We start from the raw sequence: 23,086 nt of genomic DNA, 5'->3' as shown, positions 1-23,086 counted from the left end.
CCGCAGTCTATGGGTGCACCTGTCCTCCAAAGCTGCGGAGTTGTCATGTTGATCAAGATCCCCAAAGCATCCGACTGCCATGAGTCGGATGTCACGCCTGAAGCCATTTATCTTTCCCGTCGCCAATTGCTCGGTGCTACCGCTGCCGGTATTGCCGTAAGCAGCCTGCCGCGCTGGGCGAGTGCCGCTGATGCCCCTCGCTACTCTGATGTCGAATCCGGCAAGGCGCCGTCCTGGTTTGCCGAAAAGCTTTCTTCTACTCAGTGGGGAGCGGTCGACGTCAAGGACGAGGCGATCACGCCTTATAAAGACGCCACGCACTACAACAACTTTTATGAGTTCGGTACCGGCAAGGGCGATCCGGCTTCGAATGCTGGCGACCTGAAAACCGAACCCTGGAGCGTAGTGATAGACGGGGAGGTGGGTAAACCGGGGCGCTACGCACTGGAAGACTTCATGAAACCGTATCAACTGGAGGAGCGTATCTATCGACTGCGCTGCGTCGAGGCGTGGTCGATGGTCATACCCTGGATCGGCTTTCCCATTTCGGCCCTGCTCAAACAGGTCGAGCCGACCTCCAAAGCGAAGTACATCCGCTTCGAAACCCTGCAGGATCCCAAGAGCATGCCCGGCCAGCGTTCCGGTTTTGCCCTGATCGATTGGCCATATGTCGAAGGCTTGCGTCTGGACGAGGCGATGAATCCTTTGGCGATCCTCGCGGTGGGCATGTATGGCCGCGAACTGCCGAACCAGAACGGCGCCCCGTTGCGTCTGGTGGTGCCATGGAAGTATGGCTTCAAAAGCGTGAAATCCATTGTGCGTATCAGTCTGGTCAGCGAGCAGCCGAAGACCACTTGGCAAAGCATCGCAGCCGACGAGTATGGCTTCTATGCGAATGTGAATCCGACGGTCGACCATCCACGCTGGACTCAAGCTCGCGAGCGGCGCTTGCCAAACAGTCTGTTCAAACCGAATGTGCGCGATACGCAGATGTTCAACGGCTACTCGGATGAAGTCGCTTCTTTATATACAGGGCTCGATCTGCGGAAGAACTACTGATGCGCTATCCGTTCTGGCGAGTGGGTGTTTTCATTGCTGCGGCCATCTGGCCGTTGCTGTGGTTCTATCAGGCGTTCGCCGATCTGCTCGGGCCTGATCCGGGCAAGGTGCTGGTCGATCGTCTTGGGCTTGGCACGCTGGTGTTGCTGTTGATCACGCTGAGCATGACACCGCTGCAAAAGCTGAGCGGCTGGGCGGGGTGGATTGCGGTTCGCCGGCAGTTGGGGCTTTGGTGTTTTGCCTATGTGGCGCTGCATCTTTTCAGCTACATGGCGTTTATCCTCGGATTCGACTGGTCTCAGCTGGGCGTGGAGCTGCGCAAGCGGCCGTACATTATTGTCGGTGCACTGGGCTTTCTCGGCTTGCTGATATTGGCGGTGACGTCGAATCGCTATAGTCAGCGTCGGTTGGGTGCTCGCTGGAAGAAGCTGCATCGTCTGGTTTACGTGATTCTCGGGCTCGGTTTGCTGCATATGCTGTGGATCGTGCGGGCTGATCTGGAGGAGTGGACGATTTATGCCTTTATAGGCGCGGCGCTTTTGCTGCTTCGTCTGCCGCCGGTGACCAGACGAATCCCGCGTTTATTGGGCAAAAAGCAGAATCTGCAAGAAAAGCGAAATTAACGGTTGACGGCAGATTCCAGAGGTCTATAATTCGCCCCACTTCCGGCGCAGTCGAAACGGAAAACTCCTTGAGATTCAACGAGTTATGCAGTTTTCGGCAGCGGCTCGCTTCAGATCATCGAAGCCTGGGAGGAGTTGAAAGAGCAGTGATGTTTGGCTCTTTTAACGGTTCGATCTTCTCGGTCGAAAGCGGAGAAAAAGAGGTGTTGACAGCAGCGATTAACGCTGTAGAATTCGCCTCCCGCTAACGAGAGATCGGAAGCGCAAGTGGTTGAAGTTGTTGAAGAATTCTTCGAAAACTTCTGAAAATAATCACTTGACAGCAAATGAGGCTGCTGTAGAATGCGCGCCTCGGTTGAGACGAAAGATCTTAACCAACCGCTCTTTAACAACTGAATCAAGCAATTCGTGTGGGTGCTTGTGCAGTCAGACTGATAGTCAACAAGATTATCAGCATCACAAGTTACTCCGCGAGAAATCAAAGATGTAACCAACGATTGCTGAGCCAAGTTTAGGGTTTCTTAAAAACCCAAAGATGTTTGAACTGAAGAGTTTGATCATGGCTCAGATTGAACGCTGGCGGCAGGCCTAACACATGCAAGTCGAGCGGATGAAAGGAGCTTGCTCCTGGATTCAGCGGCGGACGGGTGAGTAATGCCTAGGAATCTGCCTGGTAGTGGGGGACAACGTTTCGAAAGGAACGCTAATACCGCATACGTCCTACGGGAGAAAGCAGGGGACCTTCGGGCCTTGCGCTATCAGATGAGCCTAGGTCGGATTAGCTAGTTGGTGAGGTAATGGCTCACCAAGGCGACGATCCGTAACTGGTCTGAGAGGATGATCAGTCACACTGGAACTGAGACACGGTCCAGACTCCTACGGGAGGCAGCAGTGGGGAATATTGGACAATGGGCGAAAGCCTGATCCAGCCATGCCGCGTGTGTGAAGAAGGTCTTCGGATTGTAAAGCACTTTAAGTTGGGAGGAAGGATTGTAGATTAATACTCTGCAATTTTGACGTTACCGACAGAATAAGCACCGGCTAACTCTGTGCCAGCAGCCGCGGTAATACAGAGGGTGCAAGCGTTAATCGGAATTACTGGGCGTAAAGCGCGCGTAGGTGGTTTGTTAAGTTGGATGTGAAATCCCCGGGCTCAACCTGGGAACTGCATCCAAAACTGGCAAGCTAGAGTATGGTAGAGGGTGGTGGAATTTCCTGTGTAGCGGTGAAATGCGTAGATATAGGAAGGAACACCAGTGGCGAAGGCGACCACCTGGACTGATACTGACACTGAGGTGCGAAAGCGTGGGGAGCAAACAGGATTAGATACCCTGGTAGTCCACGCCGTAAACGATGTCAACTAGCCGTTGGGAGCCTTGAGCTCTTAGTGGCGCAGCTAACGCATTAAGTTGACCGCCTGGGGAGTACGGCCGCAAGGTTAAAACTCAAATGAATTGACGGGGGCCCGCACAAGCGGTGGAGCATGTGGTTTAATTCGAAGCAACGCGAAGAACCTTACCAGGCCTTGACATCCAATGAACTTTCCAGAGATGGATTGGTGCCTTCGGGAACATTGAGACAGGTGCTGCATGGCTGTCGTCAGCTCGTGTCGTGAGATGTTGGGTTAAGTCCCGTAACGAGCGCAACCCTTGTCCTTAGTTACCAGCACGTTATGGTGGGCACTCTAAGGAGACTGCCGGTGACAAACCGGAGGAAGGTGGGGATGACGTCAAGTCATCATGGCCCTTACGGCCTGGGCTACACACGTGCTACAATGGTCGGTACAAAGGGTTGCCAAGCCGCGAGGTGGAGCTAATCCCATAAAACCGATCGTAGTCCGGATCGCAGTCTGCAACTCGACTGCGTGAAGTCGGAATCGCTAGTAATCGCGAATCAGAATGTCGCGGTGAATACGTTCCCGGGCCTTGTACACACCGCCCGTCACACCATGGGAGTGGGTTGCACCAGAAGTAGCTAGTCTAACCTTCGGGAGGACGGTTACCACGGTGTGATTCATGACTGGGGTGAAGTCGTAACAAGGTAGCCGTAGGGGAACCTGCGGCTGGATCACCTCCTTAATCGACGACATCAGCTGCTGCATGAGCTCCCACACGAATTGCTTGATTCATTGAAGAAGACGATAGAAGCAGCTTTAAGCTCCAAGCTGATAGCTCTGAGCTAACAGTTACAAGCTCGAAATTGGGTCTGTAGCTCAGTTGGTTAGAGCGCACCCCTGATAAGGGTGAGGTCGGCAGTTCGAATCTGCCCAGACCCACCAATTTTGTTATGGGGCCATAGCTCAGCTGGGAGAGCGCCTGCCTTGCACGCAGGAGGTCAGCGGTTCGATCCCGCTTGGCTCCACCATAAACTGCTTCGCCGTTACAGAGTTTAGAAATGAATATTCGTAGTGAATATTGATTTCTAGTCTTTGACTGGATCGTTCTTTAAAAATTTGGGTATGTGATAGAAAGATAGACTGAACGTTACTTTCACTGGTAGCGGATCAGGCTAAGGTAAAATTTGTGAGTTCTCTTAGTTGAGAAATTCGAATTTTCGGCGAATGTCGTCTTCACAGTATAACCAGATTGCTTGGGGTTATATGGTCAAGTGAAGAAGCGCATACGGTGGATGCCTTGGCAGTCAGAGGCGATGAAAGACGTGGTAGCCTGCGAAAAGCTTCGGGGAGTCGGCAAACAGACTTTGATCCGGAGATGTCTGAATGGGGGAACCCAGCCATCATAAGATGGTTATCTTGTACTGAATACATAGGTGCAAGAGGCGAACCAGGGGAACTGAAACATCTAAGTACCCTGAGGAAAAGAAATCAACCGAGATTCCCTTAGTAGTGGCGAGCGAACGGGGACTAGCCCTTAAGTGGCTTTGAGATTAGCGGAACGCTCTGGAAAGTGCGGCCATAGTGGGTGATAGCCCTGTACGCGAAAATCTCTTAGTCATGAAATCGAGTAGGACGGAGCACGAGAAACTTTGTCTGAATATGGGGGGACCATCCTCCAAGGCTAAATACTACTGACTGACCGATAGTGAACTAGTACCGTGAGGGAAAGGCGAAAAGAACCCCGGAGAGGGGAGTGAAATAGATCCTGAAACCGTATGCGTACAAGCAGTGGGAGCAGACTTTGTTCTGTGACTGCGTACCTTTTGTATAATGGGTCAGCGACTTATTTTCAGTGGCGAGCTTAACCGAATAGGGGAGGCGTAGCGAAAGCGAGTCTTAATAGGGCGTCTAGTCGCTGGGAATAGACCCGAAACCGGGCGATCTATCCATGGGCAGGTTGAAGGTTAGGTAACACTGACTGGAGGACCGAACCGACTACCGTTGAAAAGTTAGCGGATGACCTGTGGATCGGAGTGAAAGGCTAATCAAGCTCGGAGATAGCTGGTTCTCCTCGAAAGCTATTTAGGTAGCGCCTCATGTATCACTGTAGGGGGTAGAGCACTGTTTCGGCTAGGGGGTCATCCCGACTTACCAAACCGATGCAAACTCCGAATACCTACAAGTGCCGAGCATGGGAGACACACGGCGGGTGCTAACGTCCGTCGTGAAAAGGGAAACAACCCAGACCGTCAGCTAAGGTCCCAAAGTTATGGTTAAGTGGGAAACGATGTGGGAAGGCTTAGACAGCTAGGAGGTTGGCTTAGAAGCAGCCACCCTTTAAAGAAAGCGTAATAGCTCACTAGTCGAGTCGGCCTGCGCGGAAGATGTAACGGGGCTCAAACCATACACCGAAGCTACGGGTATCACCTTCGGGTGATGCGGTAGAGGAGCGTTCTGTAAGCCTGTGAAGGTGAGTTGAGAAGCTTGCTGGAGGTATCAGAAGTGCGAATGCTGACATGAGTAACGACAATGGGTGTGAAAAACACCCACGCCGAAAGACCAAGGTTTCCTGCGCAACGTTAATCGACGCAGGGTTAGTCGGTCCCTAAGGCGAGGCTGAAAAGCGTAGTCGATGGAAAACAGGTTAATATTCCTGTACTTCTGGTTATTGCGATGGAGGGACGGAGAAGGCTAGGCCAGCTTGGCGTTGGTTGTCCAAGTTTAAGGTGGTAGGCTGAGATCTTAGGTAAATCCGGGATCTTAAGGCCGAGAGCTGATGACGAGTTACCCTTTGGGTGACGAAGTGGTTGATGCCATGCTTCCAAGAAAAGCTTCTAAGCTTCAGGTAACCAGGAACCGTACCCCAAACCGACACAGGTGGTTGGGTAGAGAATACCAAGGCGCTTGAGAGAACTCGGGTGAAGGAACTAGGCAAAATGGCACCGTAACTTCGGGAGAAGGTGCGCCGGTGAGGGTGAAGGACTTGCTCCGTAAGCTCATGCCGGTCGAAGATACCAGGCCGCTGCGACTGTTTATTAAAAACACAGCACTCTGCAAACACGAAAGTGGACGTATAGGGTGTGACGCCTGCCCGGTGCCGGAAGGTTAATTGATGGGGTTAGCTAACGCGAAGCTCTTGATCGAAGCCCCGGTAAACGGCGGCCGTAACTATAACGGTCCTAAGGTAGCGAAATTCCTTGTCGGGTAAGTTCCGACCTGCACGAATGGCGTAACGATGGCGGCGCTGTCTCCACCCGAGACTCAGTGAAATTGAAATCGCTGTGAAGATGCAGTGTATCCGCGGCTAGACGGAAAGACCCCGTGAACCTTTACTATAGCTTTGCACTGGACTTTGAATTTGCTTGTGTAGGATAGGTGGGAGGCTTTGAAGCGTGGACGCCAGTTCGCGTGGAGCCATCCTTGAAATACCACCCTGGCAACTTTGAGGTTCTAACTCAGGTCCGTTATCCGGATCGAGGACAGTGTATGGTGGGTAGTTTGACTGGGGCGGTCTCCTCCTAAAGAGTAACGGAGGAGTACGAAGGTGCGCTCAGACCGGTCGGAAATCGGTCGTAGAGTATAAAGGCAAAAGCGCGCTTGACTGCGAGACAGACACGTCGAGCAGGTACGAAAGTAGGTCTTAGTGATCCGGTGGTTCTGTATGGAAGGGCCATCGCTCAACGGATAAAAGGTACTCCGGGGATAACAGGCTGATACCGCCCAAGAGTTCATATCGACGGCGGTGTTTGGCACCTCGATGTCGGCTCATCACATCCTGGGGCTGAAGCCGGTCCCAAGGGTATGGCTGTTCGCCATTTAAAGTGGTACGCGAGCTGGGTTTAGAACGTCGTGAGACAGTTCGGTCCCTATCTGCCGTGGACGTTTGAGATTTGAGAGGGGCTGCTCCTAGTACGAGAGGACCGGAGTGGACGAACCTCTGGTGTTCCGGTTGTCACGCCAGTGGCATTGCCGGGTAGCTATGTTCGGGAAAGATAACCGCTGAAAGCATCTAAGCGGGAAACTTGCCTCAAGATGAGATCTCACTGGAACCTTGAGTTCCCTGAAGGGCCGTCGAAGACTACGACGTTGATAGGTTGGGTGTGTAAGCGCTGTGAGGCGTTGAGCTAACCAATACTAATTGCCCGTGAGGCTTGACCATATAACACCCAAGCAATTTGCTGACCTGAGAAGGCACCAGATTGCGGTGTGTGAAGACGAAACGAACCGAAAGTTCGAAGCGCACAAACACCGCCCGCTGTCACATACCCAATTTGCTGAAGCGAGGCCCTCTGGTCACGAGTCAGTACCCGAATTTCTTGACGACCATAGAGCGTTGGAACCACCTGATCCCATCCCGAACTCAGCAGTGAAACGATGCATCGCCGATGGTAGTGTGGGGTTTCCCCATGTGAGAGTAGGTCATCGTCAAGATTAAATTCCGAAACCCCAATTGCGAAAGCAGTTGGGGTTTTGTTTTGCCTGCGAGAAAGTTTTCAGCGCTGCGGCGAACAAAATTGCACAGTTATTTTCGAACCAGAACACTAGAATAGCCCCATCTTTTTCGGAGTCAGAGCCTGTATGTCAGAATCGGTTGACGCCCCCGGGCTGTCAGATTTACCGCTGGAAGACTTGATAGCCTGTCACGAGTGCGACCTGCTGATGCGCAAGCCGACACTTGCCCATGGTGAGAAAGCTCTCTGCCCGCGCTGCGGCTACGAGTTGTATGCGCACCGCCATAATGTGGTGCAGCGCAGCCTCGCCTTGGTGATTGCCGCGTTATTACTTTACGTACCGGCAAACTTTTTACCCATCATGCAACTCAATATCCTCGGGCAATCGTCACAGGATACGGTGTGGAGTGGCGTGGTCGGTCTGTTCAATACCGATATGCAAGGAGTGTCGATTGTCGTCTTCCTCTGCAGTATGGCGATACCGTTGCTCAAGTTGCTGTGCCAGCTGTTTGTACTACTGACGATTCGCTTCAATGTCGGCCGCGGCTATGGCTTGCTGCTCTATCGTATTTACCACCACCTCAGAGACTGGGGCATGCTCGAGGTCTACCTCATGGGCGTCCTCGTTGCGATCGTGAAGCTGGCAGATATGGCAGCGATCACCGTCGGCCTCGGGCTGGCATGTTTTATTGGCTTGTTATTGGTGCAAGTCTGGCTGGAGGTGGTGATGTCACCGCATCAGATCTGGCAGGCATTATCAGGAGAGGATGCCCATGCGGGCGATTGATGCGGGCATTCTGGTGTGCACCGAATGCCACGAGCTGAACAGGCAGGACGCTGACGTCGATGAGCAAAACTGCAGCCGTTGCGGCGCTCAGGTTCACGCTCGCCGACCGAACAGCCTGACCCGAACCTGGGCGCTGTTGATCACGGCAGCCATCATCTATATCCCGGCGAATGTCCTGCCGATCATGACGGTCAGTTCTCTGGGCCAGGGTGATCCGAGCACCATCATGTCCGGGGTGATTCAACTGGTGCAGCACGGCATGATTCCGATCGCCGCCGTAGTGTTCATTGCCAGTATTCTGGTGCCGACCTTCAAACTGGTCGGCATCGCGTTGTTGCTGTTTTCCGTGCAGCGCCGGCAGCCATTGTCGGCCCGTCAGCGCATCTGGATGTACCGTTTCATCGAGTTCATTGGTCGTTGGTCGATGCTCGATATTTTTGTGATCGCCATTCTCGTGGCGGTCGTCAACTTCGGCCGGATAGCCAGTGTCGAAGCCAATCTGGGCGCCGTCGCCTTCGCCACTGTGGTGATTCTGACGATGCTCGCCGCAGTAACTTTCGATCCCCGACTGATTTGGGATAACACGGAGTCGGACGACGACCATGACTGATTTGCCTGTAGCGAAAACCCGACCGGCTTCGAACTGGTCGGCTATTTGGGTGCTGCCTCTGATTGCGCTGATCATCGGCGGCTGGCTCGGCTGGCGTGCCTGGTCGGAAACCGGCATCGAGATTCAGGTGCGTTTTGAAAGTGGCGAAGGTATCCAGGTCAACAAGACTGAAGTGGTCTACAAAGGCATGCCGGTCGGCAAGGTCAAGACCCTCAAGCTCGACGATGAAGGCAACTCCAAAGGAGTGATCGCCACCATCGAAATGAACAAGGATGTCGAGCAGTACCTGAAAACCAGCACGCGGTTCTGGCTGGTCAAACCGAGCGTGACCCTGGCCGGTATCACCGGGCTGGAAACCTTGGTCTCGGGTAATTACGTGGCGATCAGTCCTGGAGAGGGCGAACCGGTACGCAAGTTCAAGGCACTCGCCGAAGAGCCGCCACTGTCCGACGCCAAGCCCGGTCTGCACCTGACCATCAAGGCCGATCGCCTCGGCTCTTTGAATCGCGGCAGCCCGGTGTTCTACAAGCAGATCAAGGTCGGCCAGGTGAAAAGCTATGTGCTTTCCGAGGATCAGAGCACCGTTGAACTGAAGGTATTCATCGAGCCGACCTACGCCAAACTGGTGCGCAAACATACACGATTCTGGAACGCCAGCGGCATCAGCATCGACGCCAACCTGTCCGGCGTGAAAGTGCGCAGCGAATCCCTGGCCAGCATCGTCGCTGGCGGTATCGCCTTCGCGACACCGGAAAATCGCAAGGACAGCCCGCCGACCGACCCGAGCCTGCCGTTCCGTCTCTATGAGGATTTCGACGCCGCCGCTGCCGGGATTCGCGTGAAGGTCAAACTCAGCGACTTCGAAGGCCTGCAGGCCGGCCGCACGCCGGTGATGTACAAGGGCATTCAGGTCGGCAACCTGAAAGCGCTGAAAGTCGATCCGGACCTGAACAGCGCGACAGCCGAGCTGACTCTGGATCCGCTGGCTGAGGACTACCTGGTGGAGGGCACGCAGTTCTGGGTGGTCAAACCATCGATTTCCCTGGCCGGCATCACTGGCCTCGAAGCACTTGTGAAAGGTAACTACATCGCCGTGCGTCCGGGCGATAAGGGCGCAGCGCCGAAGCGCGAGTTCGAGGCGCGGCCAAAAGCGCCGCCGCTGGATCTGCGTTCGCCGGGGCTGCACTTGGTATTGTTCACCGATTCGCTGGGCTCGATCGACGTCGGCAGCCCGATTCTGTACAAGCAGGTCAAGGTCGGTTCAGTGCAGAGCTACCAGTTCTCCCGAACCAAAAAGCAACTGGTCATTGGCGTGCACATCGAGAAGGAATACGAAAACCTGGTCAACGCTTCGACCCGTTTCTGGAACGTCAGCGGCATCACCCTCACGGGTGGCTTGACCGGCGGGATTCAGGTGAAGAGTGAATCCCTGCAGACTCTGATGGCTGGCGGTATCGCATTCGAAACGCCGCAGGCCAATGCGCCGTTGAAGAAACGCATCCCGCGCTTCCGTCTGTACGCCGATCACGACGAGGCGAACAAGAAAGGCGCAGTGGTGACCATCAAAGTCGATCGCGCTGACGGTTTGAGCAGCGGTACGCCGGTGCGTTTCAAAGGGCTGGATGTCGGCAAGATTGAAAGCGTCGATCTTACCGATGACATGCAGTCAGTGATCCTCACCGCGCGCATCACCGAAGTGCCGGAGAAGATTGCCCGAATCGGCAGTCAGTTCTGGGTGGTCAAGCCGGAACTGGGTCTGATCAAGACGCAGAACCTGGAAACACTGGTCACCGGTAAGTACATCGAAGTCCAGCCAGCGGCGAAGAATCTCGGCCCGCAGAAGAACTTCGTTGCCTTGGCCGAGGCGCCGGAAGTCACTAAACAGGAAGCCGGTTTGAGTCTGGTGTTGAGCGCCGCACGTCGCGGTTCGCTGAAGCCTGGCGTGCCAGTGACTTACCGTGAAATCACCGTCGGCAAGGTCACCGGTTATGAGTTGGGCCAGACGGCTGACCGGGTGTTGGTGCACATCCTGATCGAGCCGAAGTACGCGCCACTGGTGCGCAGCGGCAGCCGCTTCTGGAACACCAGCGGCGTGGGCTTCGATTACGGGTTGTTCAAGGGCGTGACGGTGCGAACCGAGTCGCTGGAGACACTGATTCAGGGCGGCATCGCCTTCGCTACACCGGAGGGCGAGCGCATGGGCAATCCGGCGCGGGCCGAGCAGACGTTCCCGCTGTTCGACAAGTTCGAGGAAGAATGGCTGACCTGGGCGCCGAAGATTCAGCTTGGTAAATAGTGGCGTCTGTTGAGACGTCTTCGCGAGCAGGCTCGCTCCCACAGGGGAAACGCATTCCAACTGTAGGAGCGAGCCTGCTCGCGAAGGGGCCAGGCAAATCAACACAAAATCCAAGGCATAAAAAAGGGCCGCGATCCGATCAGATCGCGGCCCTTTTTATTGCCTTCAGCTAAAGCCGATCAAACCGCATCCAGCTCCGGCTCATCCGCCTGCACATTCAGCGTGGCCTTGACCACATCATGGCGGCGGATGTACTTCCAGTCCGCTTCATCAATGTAGATCCCCGCCGGACCGCTGCCGCCTTCCAGGTCGATCGCGACACTGGCGCAGACCTGCGGCTTGACGCTCGCCAGGATCGGCACGAAGCCCAGTTGCAGGCTGGTTTCCAGCAACGCTGCCTGGTTCTTCTCGTCGATGTCCGCCGCCTCGTCGAGGTAGTACGGCAGACGCACGCGGCCGGCCAGATCGCGATCCATCAAGTGCAGCAACAGATACATGTTGGTCAGCGCCTTGATGGTCATGGTCGTGCCGTTGGAGGCGGCGCCGTCGATGTCGGTGTGGATGACCGGTTGGCCATTGACCTTGGTGATCTCGAAGGCCAGTTCGAACAAATCCTTGAGACCGAGCTGGTTGTGGTTCGCCGCCACCAGCCGCGCCAGGTATTCCTTGGCCTCTTCGTTCTTGTTGTCCTGTTCGGCACTCTGGCTCAGGTCGAACACCGACAGGGTTTCGCCTTCCTCGTATTGGCCGGCGCTGTGGATGATCTGGTCGATGTGCTTGAGCGCTTCCTTGTTCGGCGCGAGGACAATACGGAAGCTTTGCAGGTTGGAGACCTGACGCTTGTTGATCTCGCGGTTGAACAGCGCCAGTTGGTGCTCGAGGCTGTCGTAGTCGCTGCGGATGTTGCGCAGGGTGCGGGCGATATCGGTGACCGCCGCGCGCCGCGCCTTGCCCAAAGTCAGGGCTTCGTCGGTGCGGTGCGCGTAAGCGTTGATCAGCAGTGACAGACGGCGCTCCATGTCGTCTTCGCTGTCGAACTTGGCCACACCTTTGAGGCGCACCTGCGCGTACAGCGCTTCAATCTGGCCATCGGCACGCAGCAGGCCCTGCCAGCTGTCCTGATAGTCGTTGAGCAGTGGCAGCAGGTTGTCCATCGAGTCATCGACCGGATCCATGAACGGTGTACCGAATGGCAGATCCGCTGGCAGCAACTGACGACGGCGCAAGGCATCGTCGAGCGTGCGTTGCTTGGCTTCCATATCGGCGATCTGCCGGCCGACCAATTGCAGCTTGGCCGACAGTTGCTGGACGCGCTCGGTGAAGGCATCGCTGGAGCGCTTGAGTTCGTCCTGCGCGGCTTCCATCTGCGCCAGTTGCTCGAGCTTGTCGCCTTCTTCGGCGCTCAGCGTCTGGGTGCGACGGAAATCTTCCAGCGCCTTCTGTGCGTCCAGTACTTGCTGGTACAGCGCTTCGGTCTGGGTCTTGCTCGCGGCACGGTCGGCGGCCACGGCTTGCTGGGTTTTCAGTTGCTTGAGCTCTTTTTCCAGACGCTCTTTCTGATCGCGCAACGCGGCGCGGTCGGCCAAAGCCTGCAAGGCCGGCGGCTCGATGTGCGAGATGTCGATGGAGAGGCCCGGCACTTCGAAGCGCTCGCCTTTGAAGCCATCGAGAATCAGCTCAACGGATTTGACCCACTCGCCGTTCTCGTCGAGGGTGATGCCGTGTTCGCCCAGCGGCAGGCTGAACAGCGCGCTGTTGAACAGACGCATCAGGCGCTCGACGTCCTGTTGCGAGAACTCCTCGCGCAGGCGGGCGTAGCTGTTGTTGTCGGCGTGATCGAGTTGCTGCTTCACCGACTTCAGGCGTTTTTCCAGATCGCGCAAACGCTCTTCCAGATCTTCGGCACTGAACTGCCGCGACTGCGCCAAGGCACCCGCCAATTCGTCGTGGGCATCCTTGGCGGCGAGCAATTGTTGCTCAAGCACCTTGACGTCATCGACCAGGGCGAAGCGGTTCTTAAGCACCGACAACTCGCCGAGCCAGCGCTGAATGCCGGAAATTTCCCGTTCCAGACGCATTAGCTCCTGGGTGCCGCCGCGCTGATCGTTTTGCAGATCGTCCTGCTCGCGACGGTAGTGCTCGGCCTGAATCGTCAGCTCTTCCTTGCGCGCAGTGGCGTAGTCCGACCAGGTGCCGAGCAAGGAGTCGAGCAGCGGCGACAGGCGATGCAGTTTGCCGCGCAGCACGTCACGCTGTTTCACGCCGTTGGCCAGCGCCTCGACCAATGGGCCGGCGGCGACGAGCGAGTTGTAGTCCTGTTCCATACGACGCACATCGCGGAAGGCTTCTTCGCACGCGGCGATGTAGTCGACGCTGCCCGAACGCAGGCTGTGCTCGAAGGCATCGAGGAACAGTTGTTTGAGCTTGGCCGCGGTGATTTCGCGCATGTGCAGCAGGTTGATGAACAACGCGCGGAAGGTCTTCAGGCTCTGCTCGCTGGTGGAGCGCAGCGGGATCAGCGTCAGGTCGAGCGGGATCGATGTGTGACCGCCCACCAGCAAGCGCCGCAACTCGTCGGGCTTGAGTTCGTAAGCTTTCAGGCCTTCTTTTTCGAGATTGCTGAACAGTTCTTTCTGGCGCAGACAGGTGTCGTTTTTCTGGTAGTGGGCCAGATCGAGCTTGCCGGCATAGGCGAAGAACTGGTGACCGAAACCACCGCCCGGGCCGCGACCGACCACTCCGATCACGTGCGGGCCGTGGGGCAGGTTGACTTCGACGAGGATGTAACTGGTATCGGAAGCGAAGTAGAAGCGCCGCGATTGTTCCAGGCTGTACTTGCCGAAACTCATGTCCGACATACGCGCCAGAATCGGGAACTGCAAAGCGTTGATCGACGCCGACTTACCGAGGTTGTTCGCGCCGTAGACCGACAGCGGTTCTTCCAGCGGGAACAGGCCGAGGCTGTAACCGGCGGTGTTCAAAAGGGCAAAGCGGCGGATGCCGTAGCGTTCCTGGCTCATGCGTCGGACTCCTGTTCTTCGGCAATGGCGCGGGCCAGTGCATCTTCTTCGCTTTCTTCTTCAAACTCGCTGAGATCGAGTGGATCGTCGGTTTCGAGGAATTTCGCTTCGGCTTCTTCGTCGATCAGCACCGGCGCCGGCAGCGGCAGAACGCTGTGCACGCTGGCGGCCAGATCGCGGTCCTGCTGCACCGACAGACACACATCGAGGAAACGATGCATCGGCGGCAGGAAGCGGTAGACACCGTTTTCTTCGCCGGCGAAACCGAGCTGGGTCATGCGGCGCATGATTTTTTCTTCGAGTTCTTCGACGGTCTGCACTTCGGCCTGAATGAACAGGTCGCGGTATTTATCCAGCAACGACGGCAACTCTTCGCGGCCGAGGCTGCCGCCATCGAGCACGGCGATCGGGTCGCGGCCCTGATCGGCCAGGTGCTCGACGAGGATGAAGGTGAACAGCGCCAGACGCTGGGCGGTCTTGTTCACTGCCGCGGCGGCCATGTCCGGCACGAAGTAGTAGAAACCACGGGTGTCGCAGACCAGTTCAAAGCCCAGCGCCTTGAACAGCGTGCGGTACTGGTCCTGGAAATTCGACAGCTGTGCGTACAGCTCGGGATCGCGGCGGCTGACGTGGTAACCCTTGAACAACTCGCGGAAGATCGGCGCCAGTTGCGACAGTTCGGATAGATCAAGATGCATGGGGGATGCTCGCAGAATCCTCGGCGGCGGTATCGCTGGCCGAGAGCAGGGCGAAGGAGCGCAGGCTGACCTGGTGCTCGTGAGTGTGGTATTCGCGACGTTCCAGACGCTCGCGCTTGAAGCGTTTTTCCCGCGACAGGCGCGAGAACCAGTAAAGCAATTCGTCGGTGGCGCCGTCGGGTTCCTGCTCCAGCAGCCAGGTCATCAGGTCTGGCATCGGCAATGACTCTTCGCAACGATCGACCATCTCGCGCACGGTGCGTGGTGCACGTGGAGCGTCGCCAGCCTTCTGGGTTTTGTGCGCCTTGGGGAAGCGCGCCGGTTTCGGCTCGAAACGCGCCAGCGCGTAGACGTAGGCTTCGACCTGACTGGCGCTGCCGAGGAAGGTGCTTTGCGGGCGGGTGAACAGTGGCATCGCTGCCTGCGGCACGGCGTCGATGCCTTTGCGGCGAATTGCCGCCAGTGCCAATGCGGCGCCGCGGGTCACGGCGTTATGCCGACGAGCTTCTTCACGCAACGGCAGCAGCAGTTCGCGGGCATGACGCAGGGTCAATTGCGCGCTGGTCTGCATTTCGAGGATGCGCGCGTGGGTGCGCAGGAGCATGTCGTCATCGACCAGATGGCCGAGGCGCTGCTGTTCGCTGAGCATCTTCAGCAGGACGGTTTCGACCTTGCGCACGCCTTGTTCGAAGGCGCCGTCGGCGTTGACCAGATCGATCATCGGCTCGACGTACTCGTCCCACGTCGCCAGTACTTCGGCGTAACGCTGGCGCAGCGGAATCTGCCGGTCGCTGGTCTTCGCGCGTTCGGCCACGGCCACCAGCGCCTGCTCATCGTTGTCGAGTTTCTTCAGTACGTCGCGCACGCGCATGTCGAGCAAGCGCAACTGGCGGGCCAGGTCGTTGCCGTCTCGAACGTCGAACGCATCCTGGATGTAACCGGCCAGGCGCTCGAGATGCCGCAGGTAGGCTTCGATTTCCAGGCACAGGCCGAGGCGGTGTTCCCGGCGCAGGTAGGCGAGGAAGTCGTGGATCTGCGCGTTGAGCTCGAAACGGTTCGGGCTTTTCGCCACCGGAACGAGAATATCGAGGCGAATCCACACGTCGAGCAGGCTGGTGATGTCCTGCGGCGTGCTGTCGAGTTGTTGGGCGGCCAGTTGCGTGCGCAGTTCGTTGAGGCTCAGGGTGCCTTGGTCGAAGTGCTCGCACAGTGGCTCCAGAAGTGCCCAGTGTTCAGCGAGGGCGCGCAAGACGCGCTTGGGTTCGATCATCGGAATGGCCGGCTGGTTGGCGATTAAAAGCGGCGATTGTACTGCATCACAGGCGTGGCGATTCACTCTCGGGACGGGCTGTCGCATTCTTTGGCCAACACGTAGCGGCCCGGCGCAGCGCAGGCTGTCGATCAACAGCAAGCGATCTTGTGCGAAGGGCGGTAGAATCAGCGCACTTTTCGTTATCCACAAGTGGCCGACCTTTGCTTATCGAGTCCCGCCGCCGCGCCTATCTGAACGCCATGCAGGTGGTCAACTGGTTGCCGCGCACCGAACTGCCTTTCGCCGCACCGTCGCGGCCCGAGCTGCTGGAGATGCCCGAGCCTGAGGTCGAGGTGCCGGTTGCGCCGGTGCCTCAGGCCGAAGCACCGGCGCAGCCTGCCGCGCGCCCGGCCGAGCGGCCGAAAATCGAAGTGCCGCGTCCGTCGCTGGCGAGCACCCGCAACGGCGCCAAACCGGTGGAAGAAGTCGACGAGACGCCGGTGGTGGTCAAGCCTGCGCCCGTGCCTCCGCCGCGTTTCGCCCTGCAACTGCTGCGTGCCGGACGGTGCCTGCTGCTGGTCGAGTTACCCACAGGCGAAGCGTTTCAAAGTCGCGATCCAGCCTACCTGCTGCTCAAGGACATGCTGCGCGCCGCCGGTCTGCCGGATGCGCCGCAGATCGTCGGCGAGCCGGTGCGCTGGCCGTGGCTCAATCGCGGCACGCTGGATCAGGGCCCGGAAGCGGCGCGCGACTTCGTGCAGGGTTTCCTCTCGGTCCAGATGGAAGCAGCACCCTGCGCCTGTTTATGGCTGATCGGTTTGCCGGCGGTGAAGTTTGCCGGGGAGGCGGACGCCGAAGCGTTCAATAGTGAACTGCAGATCGAAGGCCTGGGCCTGGCCTGGGCAATTCCCGGTCTGGAACTGTTAATGGAAGAGCCACAGCGCAAGGCTGCTGTGTGGCAAGCCATGCGTCGGCTGATGGCGCGCTGGAAACAATCCGATGAGTGAGGCTGTAACCTTTCGCCCGATGACCGAGGCGGACCTGGACGCTGTGCTGAAGATCGAATACGCCGCGTACAGCCATCCGTGGACCCGGGGGATCTTTCTCGATGGCCTGGGCAAATACCAGATCTGGCTGATGTTCGAAGGTCAGCAGCAAGTCGGCCATGGCGTGGTGCAGATCATTCTTGATGAGGCGCATCTGCTCAATATCACGGTCAAACCGGAAAATCAGGGGCGTGGGTTGGGGTTGACGCTGCTTGAGCACCTGATGTCGATTGCCTACAAGGCTCACGCTCGGGAATGTTTTCTGGAAGTGCGCGACAGTAATACGGCCGCTTTCAAATTGTACGAGCGCTATGGGTTCAACGAGATTGGCCGGCGTCGCGATTATTATCCGGCGGTGGGTGGGCGTGAGGATGCGGTGGTAATGGCCTGTACCTTGGTGGATTAGGCCTGTAGGAGCTGCCGAAGGCTGCGATCTTTTGATCCTGTTTTTGTAAGATCCAAAGCAATATCAAAAGATCGCAGCCTTCGGCAGCTCCTACAGGGGGCAAATTTCAAGTCAGCGGATCAGCGCTTGCCATCCAGCGGATCCAGATCCGCCAGTTCCGCCTCGTCCAGTCCGTCACCGCCGCCGATGTCGTTTTCACCGACCTCGCTCAAATCCCAATCCGCTGGATTGTCCTCGCCAGGTTCATCGGCATCGCGTGCACCATCCGCACGAATCAACGTCTCCGGGCTGAGGTCATCGTCGGTCGGCTGGTGATCATCTACCGAAGCCCCGGTGAGACCCGCCTCACGCACGCGTTCCTCGGGCATCAGTTGCTCACGTTCACGCTCGGGCAGCTCATCACCGATCTTCGCGCTGGGCTCTTCATCGTCGAAATCCAGCTCGTGCACCGAACCCATGCGGTCTTCGTTATCATCGATGGGTTCCGGTTGCACCGCATCATAAGGGCGTCGTGAATCAGTCATGGCAATTCCTCATACTGTGGGCCTTACTGAGTGGACTCACCGGGCGCGCGAGAATTCCAACGGAAACACTTTGCGCTGGCGGCGTGACTTCGACGGGTGGTCGTCTATCAAACCTGCGCATCTTTCTTGAGGCCTTATCCATGCACGATCTACAAGACCTGATTGATAACAACGAGCGTTGGGCTGACGCGATCACCAAGGAAGACCCGGATTTCTTCGCCAAACTGGCGCGTCAGCAGACTCCTGAATATCTATGGATCGGCTGTTCCGACGCACGGGTACCGGCCAACGAAATCGTCGGCATGCTCCCGGGTGATCTGTTCGTGCACCGCAACGTCGCCAACGTTGTCCTTCACACCGACCTCAACTGCCTGTCGGTGATCCAGTACGCCGTCGACGTGCTCAAGGTCAAACACATCCTCGTCACCGGCCACTATGGCTGCGGCGGCGTGCGCGCATCGATGCAGGACCGTCAGTTCGGCCTGATCGACGGCTGGCTGCGTTCGATCCGCGATCTGTACTACGAGAAACGTGAGGAACTGGCCAAGCTGGCGACCGAAGAAGAGCAGGTTGACCGGATGTGCGAACTCAACGTGATCCAGCAAGTGGCCAACGTCGCGCACACCAGCATCATCCAGAACGCCTGGCACCGCGGGCAGCCGCTGTCGATCCACGGCTGCATCTACGGCATCAAGGACGGCCGCTGGAAAAGTCTGAACACCACCATCAGTGGTTTCGAGCAACTGCCGCCGCAATACCGCTTGCGTCCGGTCGGCGCGCCGTAACCGCGGCGTTCAGCCCCGGCCTGCATGACGCCAGCGCTGTAAAAAGCGCTGGCCTTCAGGCGTGGGTGGTTCATCGTAACCAGTGATCCAGCCACGGCAGCGCGGCGAGCCGCAATCGCAGGCGAACTGGCGCAGCAACTTGTCTTCGGTCGATGCGTAATCAATGCTCAGGCGCTCGCCGCTGTGGATATCTTTCAAGGCCCACAGCCACAACTCACTCATGTCGAGAAATACATTCGGGTCGCAGGCGTGTTCCAGCACTCCGCAGAACCGTGGGTCGTAAACGTGGATGCCGGATTGCAGCTGACGCGTCTGTCGACTGCGGTAGGGCAGTAACTGCCCGGAAACCCGGCACATTCGGCTGATGCGCAGAAACTCGCGGCGCGCGACCACCGCCGTGGCCATGCCCTGTTCGTCGCGGATGATCTGAAAGTCGTCGCAGGATGGAAAGCCCAGCCGCACGGGAAGTCCGGCGAAGGGATAGATGCCTTCGGTATCGCGGGGCGGGTGCCGGCCCATAGCTTGATTGTTCATAACGATCCTTGTTGGTGGGGAGTGCCTCCGGGTTGTGCCCATGCCTCGCCTGACGATGCATGATTGGATCCAAGCGTCGCGCAATTGCCACATCAGGTCTACTGTCAAACCTGACAGGCGTGATCGACGTTATCCCGCGTCAGCATTGGCTGACGCGGGGTCGCTCCAGCCAGGATTACAGAGCCGGTGCGGGCACAGCGGCCGCGGGCAGGGGCGCTTTCAACTGCTGCAGTTGTGTCTTGACCGGTGGCGTGGCGCACTTGGCAGCCGCTTCTTCGGCGTTGAGATCGCGGATCGATGTGTAGAACAACTCGCAGGTTTTGACCTTCTGCGTCACCTGCCACGTTTGCGTGCAACTGCTCAGCGTGGCCTGCGCATCGCTGCCCGGTTTGCTGCCCATGCCGGCCTGCCAGCAGGCGGCGCTCAAATCCTGGCCCATGACTTTCAGGCCTGCCGCGTCAGCCTTGGCCTGGGCATCGTCGCCGGTATAGCTCTTCGAATCGGCGGCGTACCAGATGTAGCTCGGATGGTTGGAACCGAGCACCGGCACTTTCACCCCTTCGCTCGGACTGATGGTCGCCAGCCCGAGCACGCCCACCGTCGGGCCGTATTGCTCCTTGATCCAGTTACGCACCGGCGCACCAAACGCAACCATTGGCAGCGTCGTGCCGCTGGCGGTCTGGCTGAACTGCTTGACCAGCGTGGTCTGGTAATCCTTGAAGTAGTCGTAGACGTCCTCCAGATCACCGCCGGCATTGGACGGCGCGGCGATCGGGGCGATGTCGATGATGGTCTGGTAAGCCGGCGTCTGCTCGGCGGGGATGCCGTTATCGGTCAGCAAGGTTGCCCAGCGATCGGTGGTATTGGAGCGCAGGTAATCCTGCGCCTGCGTCAGCGAGTAATCCGGCGGAAAGTGCAGCAGCTCGACGCTTTTACGATTTTCCAGGGCCATGCCCAGCGGCAGGAACAGATACCAGCTATAGGCCCATTTGCCATCGGCATTCAGCTTGCTGGCGCCGGTAAAGGCCAGATCCCCGGCGTCGAGCAACGCTGACAGTGGCTTGTCGTAGCCATCGGGCACGCCGCTGATCTCGGCGTAAAGCTGATCGTTGTCGGTTTTCACCAGCACCTTGGCATCGGCGTAGCCATCGCGCTGCACGCTCTGGCTCAGGTAGTGAGCGACGGTCTGCTCCAGCGTCCAGTTACGGAAGCAGATCACGCTGCAATTGTTGGGGTAAGCGAAGAGGCGCGTGACGCGCTCGGTGCTGCCCAGTTTCACGTCGACATCGGCATGGGCGGCGGCGCTTAGCGTGAGCGCGGTGAGGGTAAGTCCTGCTAGTTTGAGCATGCTCAGATCCTTTTCAGCGTGGGTTCCCCACGATTTGGGGGCGCTTCATAGTGGATCAGTGGTGTTTGACAGAAAAGCGGTTGAGTGTGGATCCTTGCCTGAATGCGGTATTACCAAGCAGCGCACATATTGTTACGGCTGTGCCAACAAGCACGCTGCCTGGTGTGCGTCCGCACTGCTAGACTGCAGCGACATTGAATTTTCCAAGGGTGAGTCATGAAGCCTTCTACTGCTCTCGACATGCAAAGGTCCGCCGTCCGCGAAGTGATCGGGCGCTTTCGTGTGGCCAACCCGCGTGTATTTGGTTCAGCATTGCTGGGGACGGATCTGGACGGTAGCGATCTCGATCTGCTGGTTGACCCGCTGCCCGGCACGACGCTTTTTGATCTGGGCGGACTTCAGGTTGAGCTTGAAGACCTGCTGGGTGTTGCGGTCGAGGTGCTGACCCCCGGCGACCTGCCAGTGAAATTTCGTCAGCAGGTGCTTGATCAGGCGCGACCCGTATGAAAGAGAACCGGCGAGATGATTATCTTGAACATATTCGTCAGGCCGCGAGCGATGCGCTTATCTTCGTCGAGGGCCTGAACAAAGATGAATTCGCTGAAGATAAGAGAACGCAACAAGCGGTGATCATGAGCCTGATCATCATTGGAGAGGCAGCGACCAAGATCATGGATCGTTACCCTGAGCTCACTGTTGAAAACGCGCAGGTGCCGTGGCGCAGCATGCGTGGGATGCGTAATCGAATTGCTCACGGTTATTTCGATATCAATCTGGACGTTGTCTGGGAAACCGTTCAGGTTGCGTTGCCTGCACTGTTGAAGTCCCTTCCGACCGCTCAAGGTTGAATACGCCTGTCCGCAGACAGGCGTATTAAAGTTTACCTACGGCATCACCGGAGGCGTATACGCCAATGTCGTCCCCAGCGCCCACAGCAACAGCAGGACCAGCGGCGTGTGCACCAGCAGTTGCACGAACGAGAAGCCGATCAGGTCCCGCGCTTTCAACCCGAGCACGCCCAGCAGTGGCAGCATGTAAAACGGGTTGATCAGGTTCGGCAACGCTTCCGCCGCGTTGTAGATCTGCACCGCCCAGCCGAGGTGGTATTGCAGGTCGTTGGCGACTTGCATCACGTAGGGGGCTTCGATGATCCACTTGCCGCCGCCGGACGGGATGAAGAACCCGAGAATCGCCGAATACACCCCCATCAGCAGCGCATAGGTGTCGTGGGAGGCGATGCTGACGAAGAAGGTGGAAATGTGGTGCGCGAGGGTTTGCGCATCGGCGCCTTTGACCGTGGTCATCAGCGCGGCGATCGAGCCGTACAGCGGGAACTGGATCAACACGCCAGTGGTGGTCGGCACCGCGCGGGCCACCGCATCAAGGAAGCTGCGCGGGCGCCAGTGCAACAGCGCGCCGAGCATGATGAACAGAAAGTTGTAAGTGTTCAGGCCGGAAATCGCGGTAATCGCCGGTTTGGTCGAGAACTCGTGGAACAGCCAACCCGCGGCCAGCAGCACCAGCACGATGATCAGCAACGGGCTGTGTTCCAGCCATTCGCCGGGGCGAGTGCGCGGTTGCAGCGGTGGCAGGTTGAAGGCCGGATCGATGCCACAGGCCTCGGCGTCGCGTGCCGAGTTCGGCCCGGGCGCGGTGGCGTAGGCGATGATGATCGAGATCACGATCAGCGCCAGCAGCATGACGCCGGACTGCCAGAGGAAAATGGTTTCGGTGAACGGGATCACGCCGGTGATCGACAGGATCGACGGCGGCAGGCTGCCGGGGTTGGCCTGCAGCTGTGCGGCCGAGGATGACAAGCCCAGCGCCCACACCGCGCCCAGACCTAGATACGCAGCGGCGCCGGCGGCGCGGTAATCCATCTTCAGATCGGTGCGACGGGCGAGGGCGCGCACCAGCAATCCGCCGAACACCAGCGACAGACCCCAGTTGAGCAAGGATGCAACCATCGAGATCAATGCCACCCAAGCCACGGCGGAACGGCCGTTCTTCGGGATGCGGGCCAGTTTGTCGATCAGTCTGACCGCAGGGGGTGAGCTGGCGACGACATAGCCGCCGATCACCACGAAAGCCATCTGCATGGTGAACGGGATCAGGCTCCAGAAACCGTCACCGAAGGCCATCGCCGCAGCGGTGGGTTTGGCGCCCATGGCCAGGGTGGCCAGGGCGACGATGATGACGGCCAGCGCGGCGAATACCCAGGAATCGGGAAACCAGCGTTCGGCAAAACTGGAACAGCGCAGGGCAAAGCGCGCAGAGCGGCTATCTTCGATATCAACGGCCACGGGATGTA

17 protein-coding genes, 2 tRNA genes and 3 rRNA genes are annotated in these 23,086 nt (G+C 57.9%); 15 read left to right on the top strand and 7 right to left on the bottom strand.

Annotation, left to right across the window (positions count from 1 at the left end; all coding sequences use genetic code 11):
* Positions 1-45: 45 nt before the first annotated feature.
* The 10 genes from msrP (at position 46) to LIS66_RS22535 (ending at position 11,162) form a co-directional block, all read left to right on the top strand.
* Positions 46-1,059: a protein-methionine-sulfoxide reductase catalytic subunit MsrP gene (gene msrP / locus LIS66_RS22580; protein WP_042610448.1), complete on the top strand. Its 1,014-nt coding sequence runs from the start codon at positions 46-48 to the stop codon at positions 1,057-1,059.
* Positions 1,059-1,682 (top strand): protein-methionine-sulfoxide reductase heme-binding subunit MsrQ, encoded by a 624-nt coding sequence (gene msrQ, locus LIS66_RS22575; protein WP_227973073.1) that lies wholly within the window; start codon positions 1,059-1,061, stop codon positions 1,680-1,682. The genes msrP and msrQ overlap by 1 nt, the downstream gene beginning before the upstream one ends.
* A gap of 541 nt (positions 1,683-2,223) precedes the next feature.
* A 16S ribosomal RNA gene (locus LIS66_RS22570) occupies positions 2,224-3,760 on the top strand.
* Positions 3,761-3,883: 123 nt separating this feature from the next.
* Positions 3,884-3,960: transfer RNA gene (locus tag LIS66_RS22565), tRNA-Ile, on the top strand.
* 10 nt (positions 3,961-3,970) lie between these two features.
* Positions 3,971-4,046, top strand: a tRNA-Ala gene (locus LIS66_RS22560).
* A 237-nt stretch (positions 4,047-4,283) separates the two neighbouring features.
* A 23S ribosomal RNA gene (locus LIS66_RS22555) occupies positions 4,284-7,177 on the top strand.
* Positions 7,178-7,333: 156 nt separating this feature from the next.
* A 5S ribosomal RNA gene (rrf, locus tag LIS66_RS22550) occupies positions 7,334-7,449 on the top strand.
* Together the 16S, 23S and 5S rRNA genes with 2 tRNA genes alongside form the textbook arrangement of a ribosomal RNA operon.
* A 147-nt stretch (positions 7,450-7,596) precedes the next feature.
* Positions 7,597-8,256 (top strand): paraquat-inducible protein A, encoded by a 660-nt coding sequence (locus LIS66_RS22545; RefSeq protein ID WP_042609676.1) that lies wholly within the window; start codon positions 7,597-7,599, stop codon positions 8,254-8,256.
* Entirely contained in the window at positions 8,243-8,866 is a 624-nt protein-coding gene (locus LIS66_RS22540; protein ID WP_064362100.1) for a paraquat-inducible protein A, read from the top strand. Before LIS66_RS22545 ends, LIS66_RS22540 begins: the two co-directional genes overlap by 14 nt.
* Positions 8,859-11,162: an intermembrane transport protein PqiB gene (locus tag LIS66_RS22535; protein WP_064362101.1), complete on the top strand. Its 2,304-nt coding sequence runs from the start codon at positions 8,859-8,861 to the stop codon at positions 11,160-11,162. Before LIS66_RS22540 ends, LIS66_RS22535 begins: the two co-directional genes overlap by 8 nt.
* A gap of 179 nt (positions 11,163-11,341) precedes the next feature.
* Here the strand turns inward: LIS66_RS22535 and mksF are convergent, their stop codons facing one another.
* From mksF to mksB, 3 genes are read right to left on the bottom strand one after another with little or no spacing between them, the layout of a single operon-like run.
* Positions 11,342-14,182, bottom strand: a complete 2,841-nt coding sequence (gene mksF, locus LIS66_RS22530) for an Mks condensin complex protein MksF (RefSeq protein ID WP_039761238.1) — start codon at positions 14,180-14,182, stop codon at positions 11,342-11,344.
* Positions 14,179-14,880, bottom strand: a complete 702-nt coding sequence (mksE, locus tag LIS66_RS22525; protein ID WP_016773189.1) for an Mks condensin complex protein MksE — start codon at positions 14,878-14,880, stop codon at positions 14,179-14,181. Before mksE ends, mksF begins: the two co-directional genes overlap by 4 nt.
* Positions 14,870-16,150 carry an Mks condensin complex protein MksB gene (gene mksB, locus LIS66_RS22520; protein WP_189654614.1) on the bottom strand — a complete coding sequence of 427 codons (1,281 nt, stop codon included), beginning with the start codon at positions 16,148-16,150 and terminating at the stop codon, positions 14,870-14,872. The genes mksE and mksB overlap by 11 nt, the downstream gene beginning before the upstream one ends.
* Positions 16,151-16,392: 242 nt before the next feature.
* Between mksB and LIS66_RS22515 the strand changes: the two genes are divergently transcribed.
* Both LIS66_RS22515 and rimI read left to right on the top strand, forming a co-directional pair.
* Positions 16,393-17,139, top strand: coding sequence for an energy transducer TonB (locus LIS66_RS22515; RefSeq protein WP_116658624.1), 747 nt, complete (start codon positions 16,393-16,395; stop codon positions 17,137-17,139).
* Entirely contained in the window at positions 17,132-17,584 is a 453-nt protein-coding gene (gene rimI / locus LIS66_RS22510; protein WP_116658620.1) for a ribosomal protein S18-alanine N-acetyltransferase, read from the top strand. The genes LIS66_RS22515 and rimI overlap by 8 nt, the downstream gene beginning before the upstream one ends.
* Positions 17,585-17,703: 119 nt before the next feature.
* Here rimI and LIS66_RS22505 read toward each other — a convergent pair whose 3' ends face one another.
* On the bottom strand, positions 17,704-18,108 hold the full coding sequence (locus LIS66_RS22505) for a serine kinase/phosphatase (protein WP_227973072.1): 405 nt from the start codon (positions 18,106-18,108) through the stop codon (positions 17,704-17,706).
* Between the two features lie 140 nt (positions 18,109-18,248).
* Here LIS66_RS22505 and can point away from each other — a divergent pair, with 140 nt between their 5' ends.
* Positions 18,249-18,893, top strand: a complete 645-nt coding sequence (gene can / locus LIS66_RS22500; protein WP_039761245.1) for a carbonate dehydratase — start codon at positions 18,249-18,251, stop codon at positions 18,891-18,893.
* Between the two features lie 9 nt (positions 18,894-18,902).
* Here can and LIS66_RS22495 read toward each other — a convergent pair whose 3' ends face one another.
* Both LIS66_RS22495 and LIS66_RS22490 read right to left on the bottom strand, forming a co-directional pair.
* Positions 18,903-19,427 carry a lysine methyltransferase gene (locus LIS66_RS22495; protein WP_064362106.1) on the bottom strand — a complete coding sequence of 175 codons (525 nt, stop codon included), beginning with the start codon at positions 19,425-19,427 and terminating at the stop codon, positions 18,903-18,905.
* A gap of 175 nt (positions 19,428-19,602) precedes the next feature.
* Positions 19,603-20,775: a hypothetical protein gene (locus tag LIS66_RS22490; protein ID WP_227973071.1), complete on the bottom strand. Its 1,173-nt coding sequence runs from the start codon at positions 20,773-20,775 to the stop codon at positions 19,603-19,605.
* 216 nt (positions 20,776-20,991) lie between these two features.
* Here LIS66_RS22490 and LIS66_RS22485 point away from each other — a divergent pair, with 216 nt between their 5' ends.
* Together LIS66_RS22485 and LIS66_RS22480 are read left to right on the top strand one after the other, a co-directional pair.
* The gene (locus tag LIS66_RS22485; protein ID WP_042609686.1) at positions 20,992-21,282 is read left to right on the top strand and encodes a nucleotidyltransferase family protein; all 291 of its coding nucleotides are present in this window, start codon (positions 20,992-20,994) and stop codon (positions 21,280-21,282) included.
* Positions 21,279-21,623 carry a DUF86 domain-containing protein gene (locus LIS66_RS22480; RefSeq protein ID WP_042609687.1) on the top strand — a complete coding sequence of 115 codons (345 nt, stop codon included), beginning with the start codon at positions 21,279-21,281 and terminating at the stop codon, positions 21,621-21,623. The genes LIS66_RS22485 and LIS66_RS22480 overlap by 4 nt, the downstream gene beginning before the upstream one ends.
* Positions 21,624-21,659: 36 nt before the next feature.
* Here the strand turns inward: LIS66_RS22480 and LIS66_RS22475 are convergent, their stop codons facing one another.
* Positions 21,660-23,078, bottom strand: a complete 1,419-nt coding sequence (locus LIS66_RS22475; RefSeq protein ID WP_042609688.1) for a short-chain fatty acid transporter — start codon at positions 23,076-23,078, stop codon at positions 21,660-21,662.
* Positions 23,079-23,086 lie beyond the last annotated feature (8 nt).

The sequence above is a fragment of the Pseudomonas sp. HN2 genome (assembly GCF_020736465.1).
Lineage (GTDB): Bacteria > Pseudomonadota > Gammaproteobacteria > Pseudomonadales > Pseudomonadaceae > Aquipseudomonas > Aquipseudomonas moraviensis_A.
This window is presented reverse-complemented; position numbering and strand designations above follow the sequence as displayed.

Bases quoted from the DNA above. Each gene is read 5' to 3' on its own strand.
- msrP (WP_042610448.1), top strand. From the start codon at position 46: ATGTTGATCAAGATCCCCAAAGCATCCGACTGCCATGAGTCGGATGTC.
- msrQ (WP_227973073.1), top strand. From the start codon at position 1,059: ATGCGCTATCCGTTCTGGCGAGTGGGTGTTTTCATTGCTGCGGCCATC.
- LIS66_RS22545 (WP_042609676.1), top strand. From the start codon at position 7,597: ATGTCAGAATCGGTTGACGCCCCCGGGCTGTCAGATTTACCGCTGGAA.
- LIS66_RS22540 (WP_064362100.1), top strand. From the start codon at position 8,243: ATGCGGGCGATTGATGCGGGCATTCTGGTGTGCACCGAATGCCACGAG.
- LIS66_RS22535 (WP_064362101.1), top strand. From the start codon at position 8,859: ATGACTGATTTGCCTGTAGCGAAAACCCGACCGGCTTCGAACTGGTCG.
- mksF (WP_039761238.1), bottom strand. From the start codon at position 14,182: ATGAGCCAGGAACGCTACGGCATCCGCCGCTTTGCCCTTTTGAACACC.
- mksE (WP_016773189.1), bottom strand. From the start codon at position 14,880: ATGCATCTTGATCTATCCGAACTGTCGCAACTGGCGCCGATCTTCCGC.
- mksB (WP_189654614.1), bottom strand. From the start codon at position 16,150: ATGATCGAACCCAAGCGCGTCTTGCGCGCCCTCGCTGAACACTGGGCA.
- LIS66_RS22515 (WP_116658624.1), top strand. From the start codon at position 16,393: ATGCAGGTGGTCAACTGGTTGCCGCGCACCGAACTGCCTTTCGCCGCA.
- rimI (WP_116658620.1), top strand. From the start codon at position 17,132: ATGAGTGAGGCTGTAACCTTTCGCCCGATGACCGAGGCGGACCTGGAC.
- LIS66_RS22505 (WP_227973072.1), bottom strand. From the start codon at position 18,108: ATGACTGATTCACGACGCCCTTATGATGCGGTGCAACCGGAACCCATC.
- can (WP_039761245.1), top strand. From the start codon at position 18,249: ATGCACGATCTACAAGACCTGATTGATAACAACGAGCGTTGGGCTGAC.
- LIS66_RS22495 (WP_064362106.1), bottom strand. From the start codon at position 19,427: ATGAACAATCAAGCTATGGGCCGGCACCCGCCCCGCGATACCGAAGGC.
- LIS66_RS22490 (WP_227973071.1), bottom strand. From the start codon at position 20,775: ATGCTCAAACTAGCAGGACTTACCCTCACCGCGCTCACGCTAAGCGCC.
- LIS66_RS22485 (WP_042609686.1), top strand. From the start codon at position 20,992: ATGAAGCCTTCTACTGCTCTCGACATGCAAAGGTCCGCCGTCCGCGAA.
- LIS66_RS22480 (WP_042609687.1), top strand. From the start codon at position 21,279: ATGAAAGAGAACCGGCGAGATGATTATCTTGAACATATTCGTCAGGCC.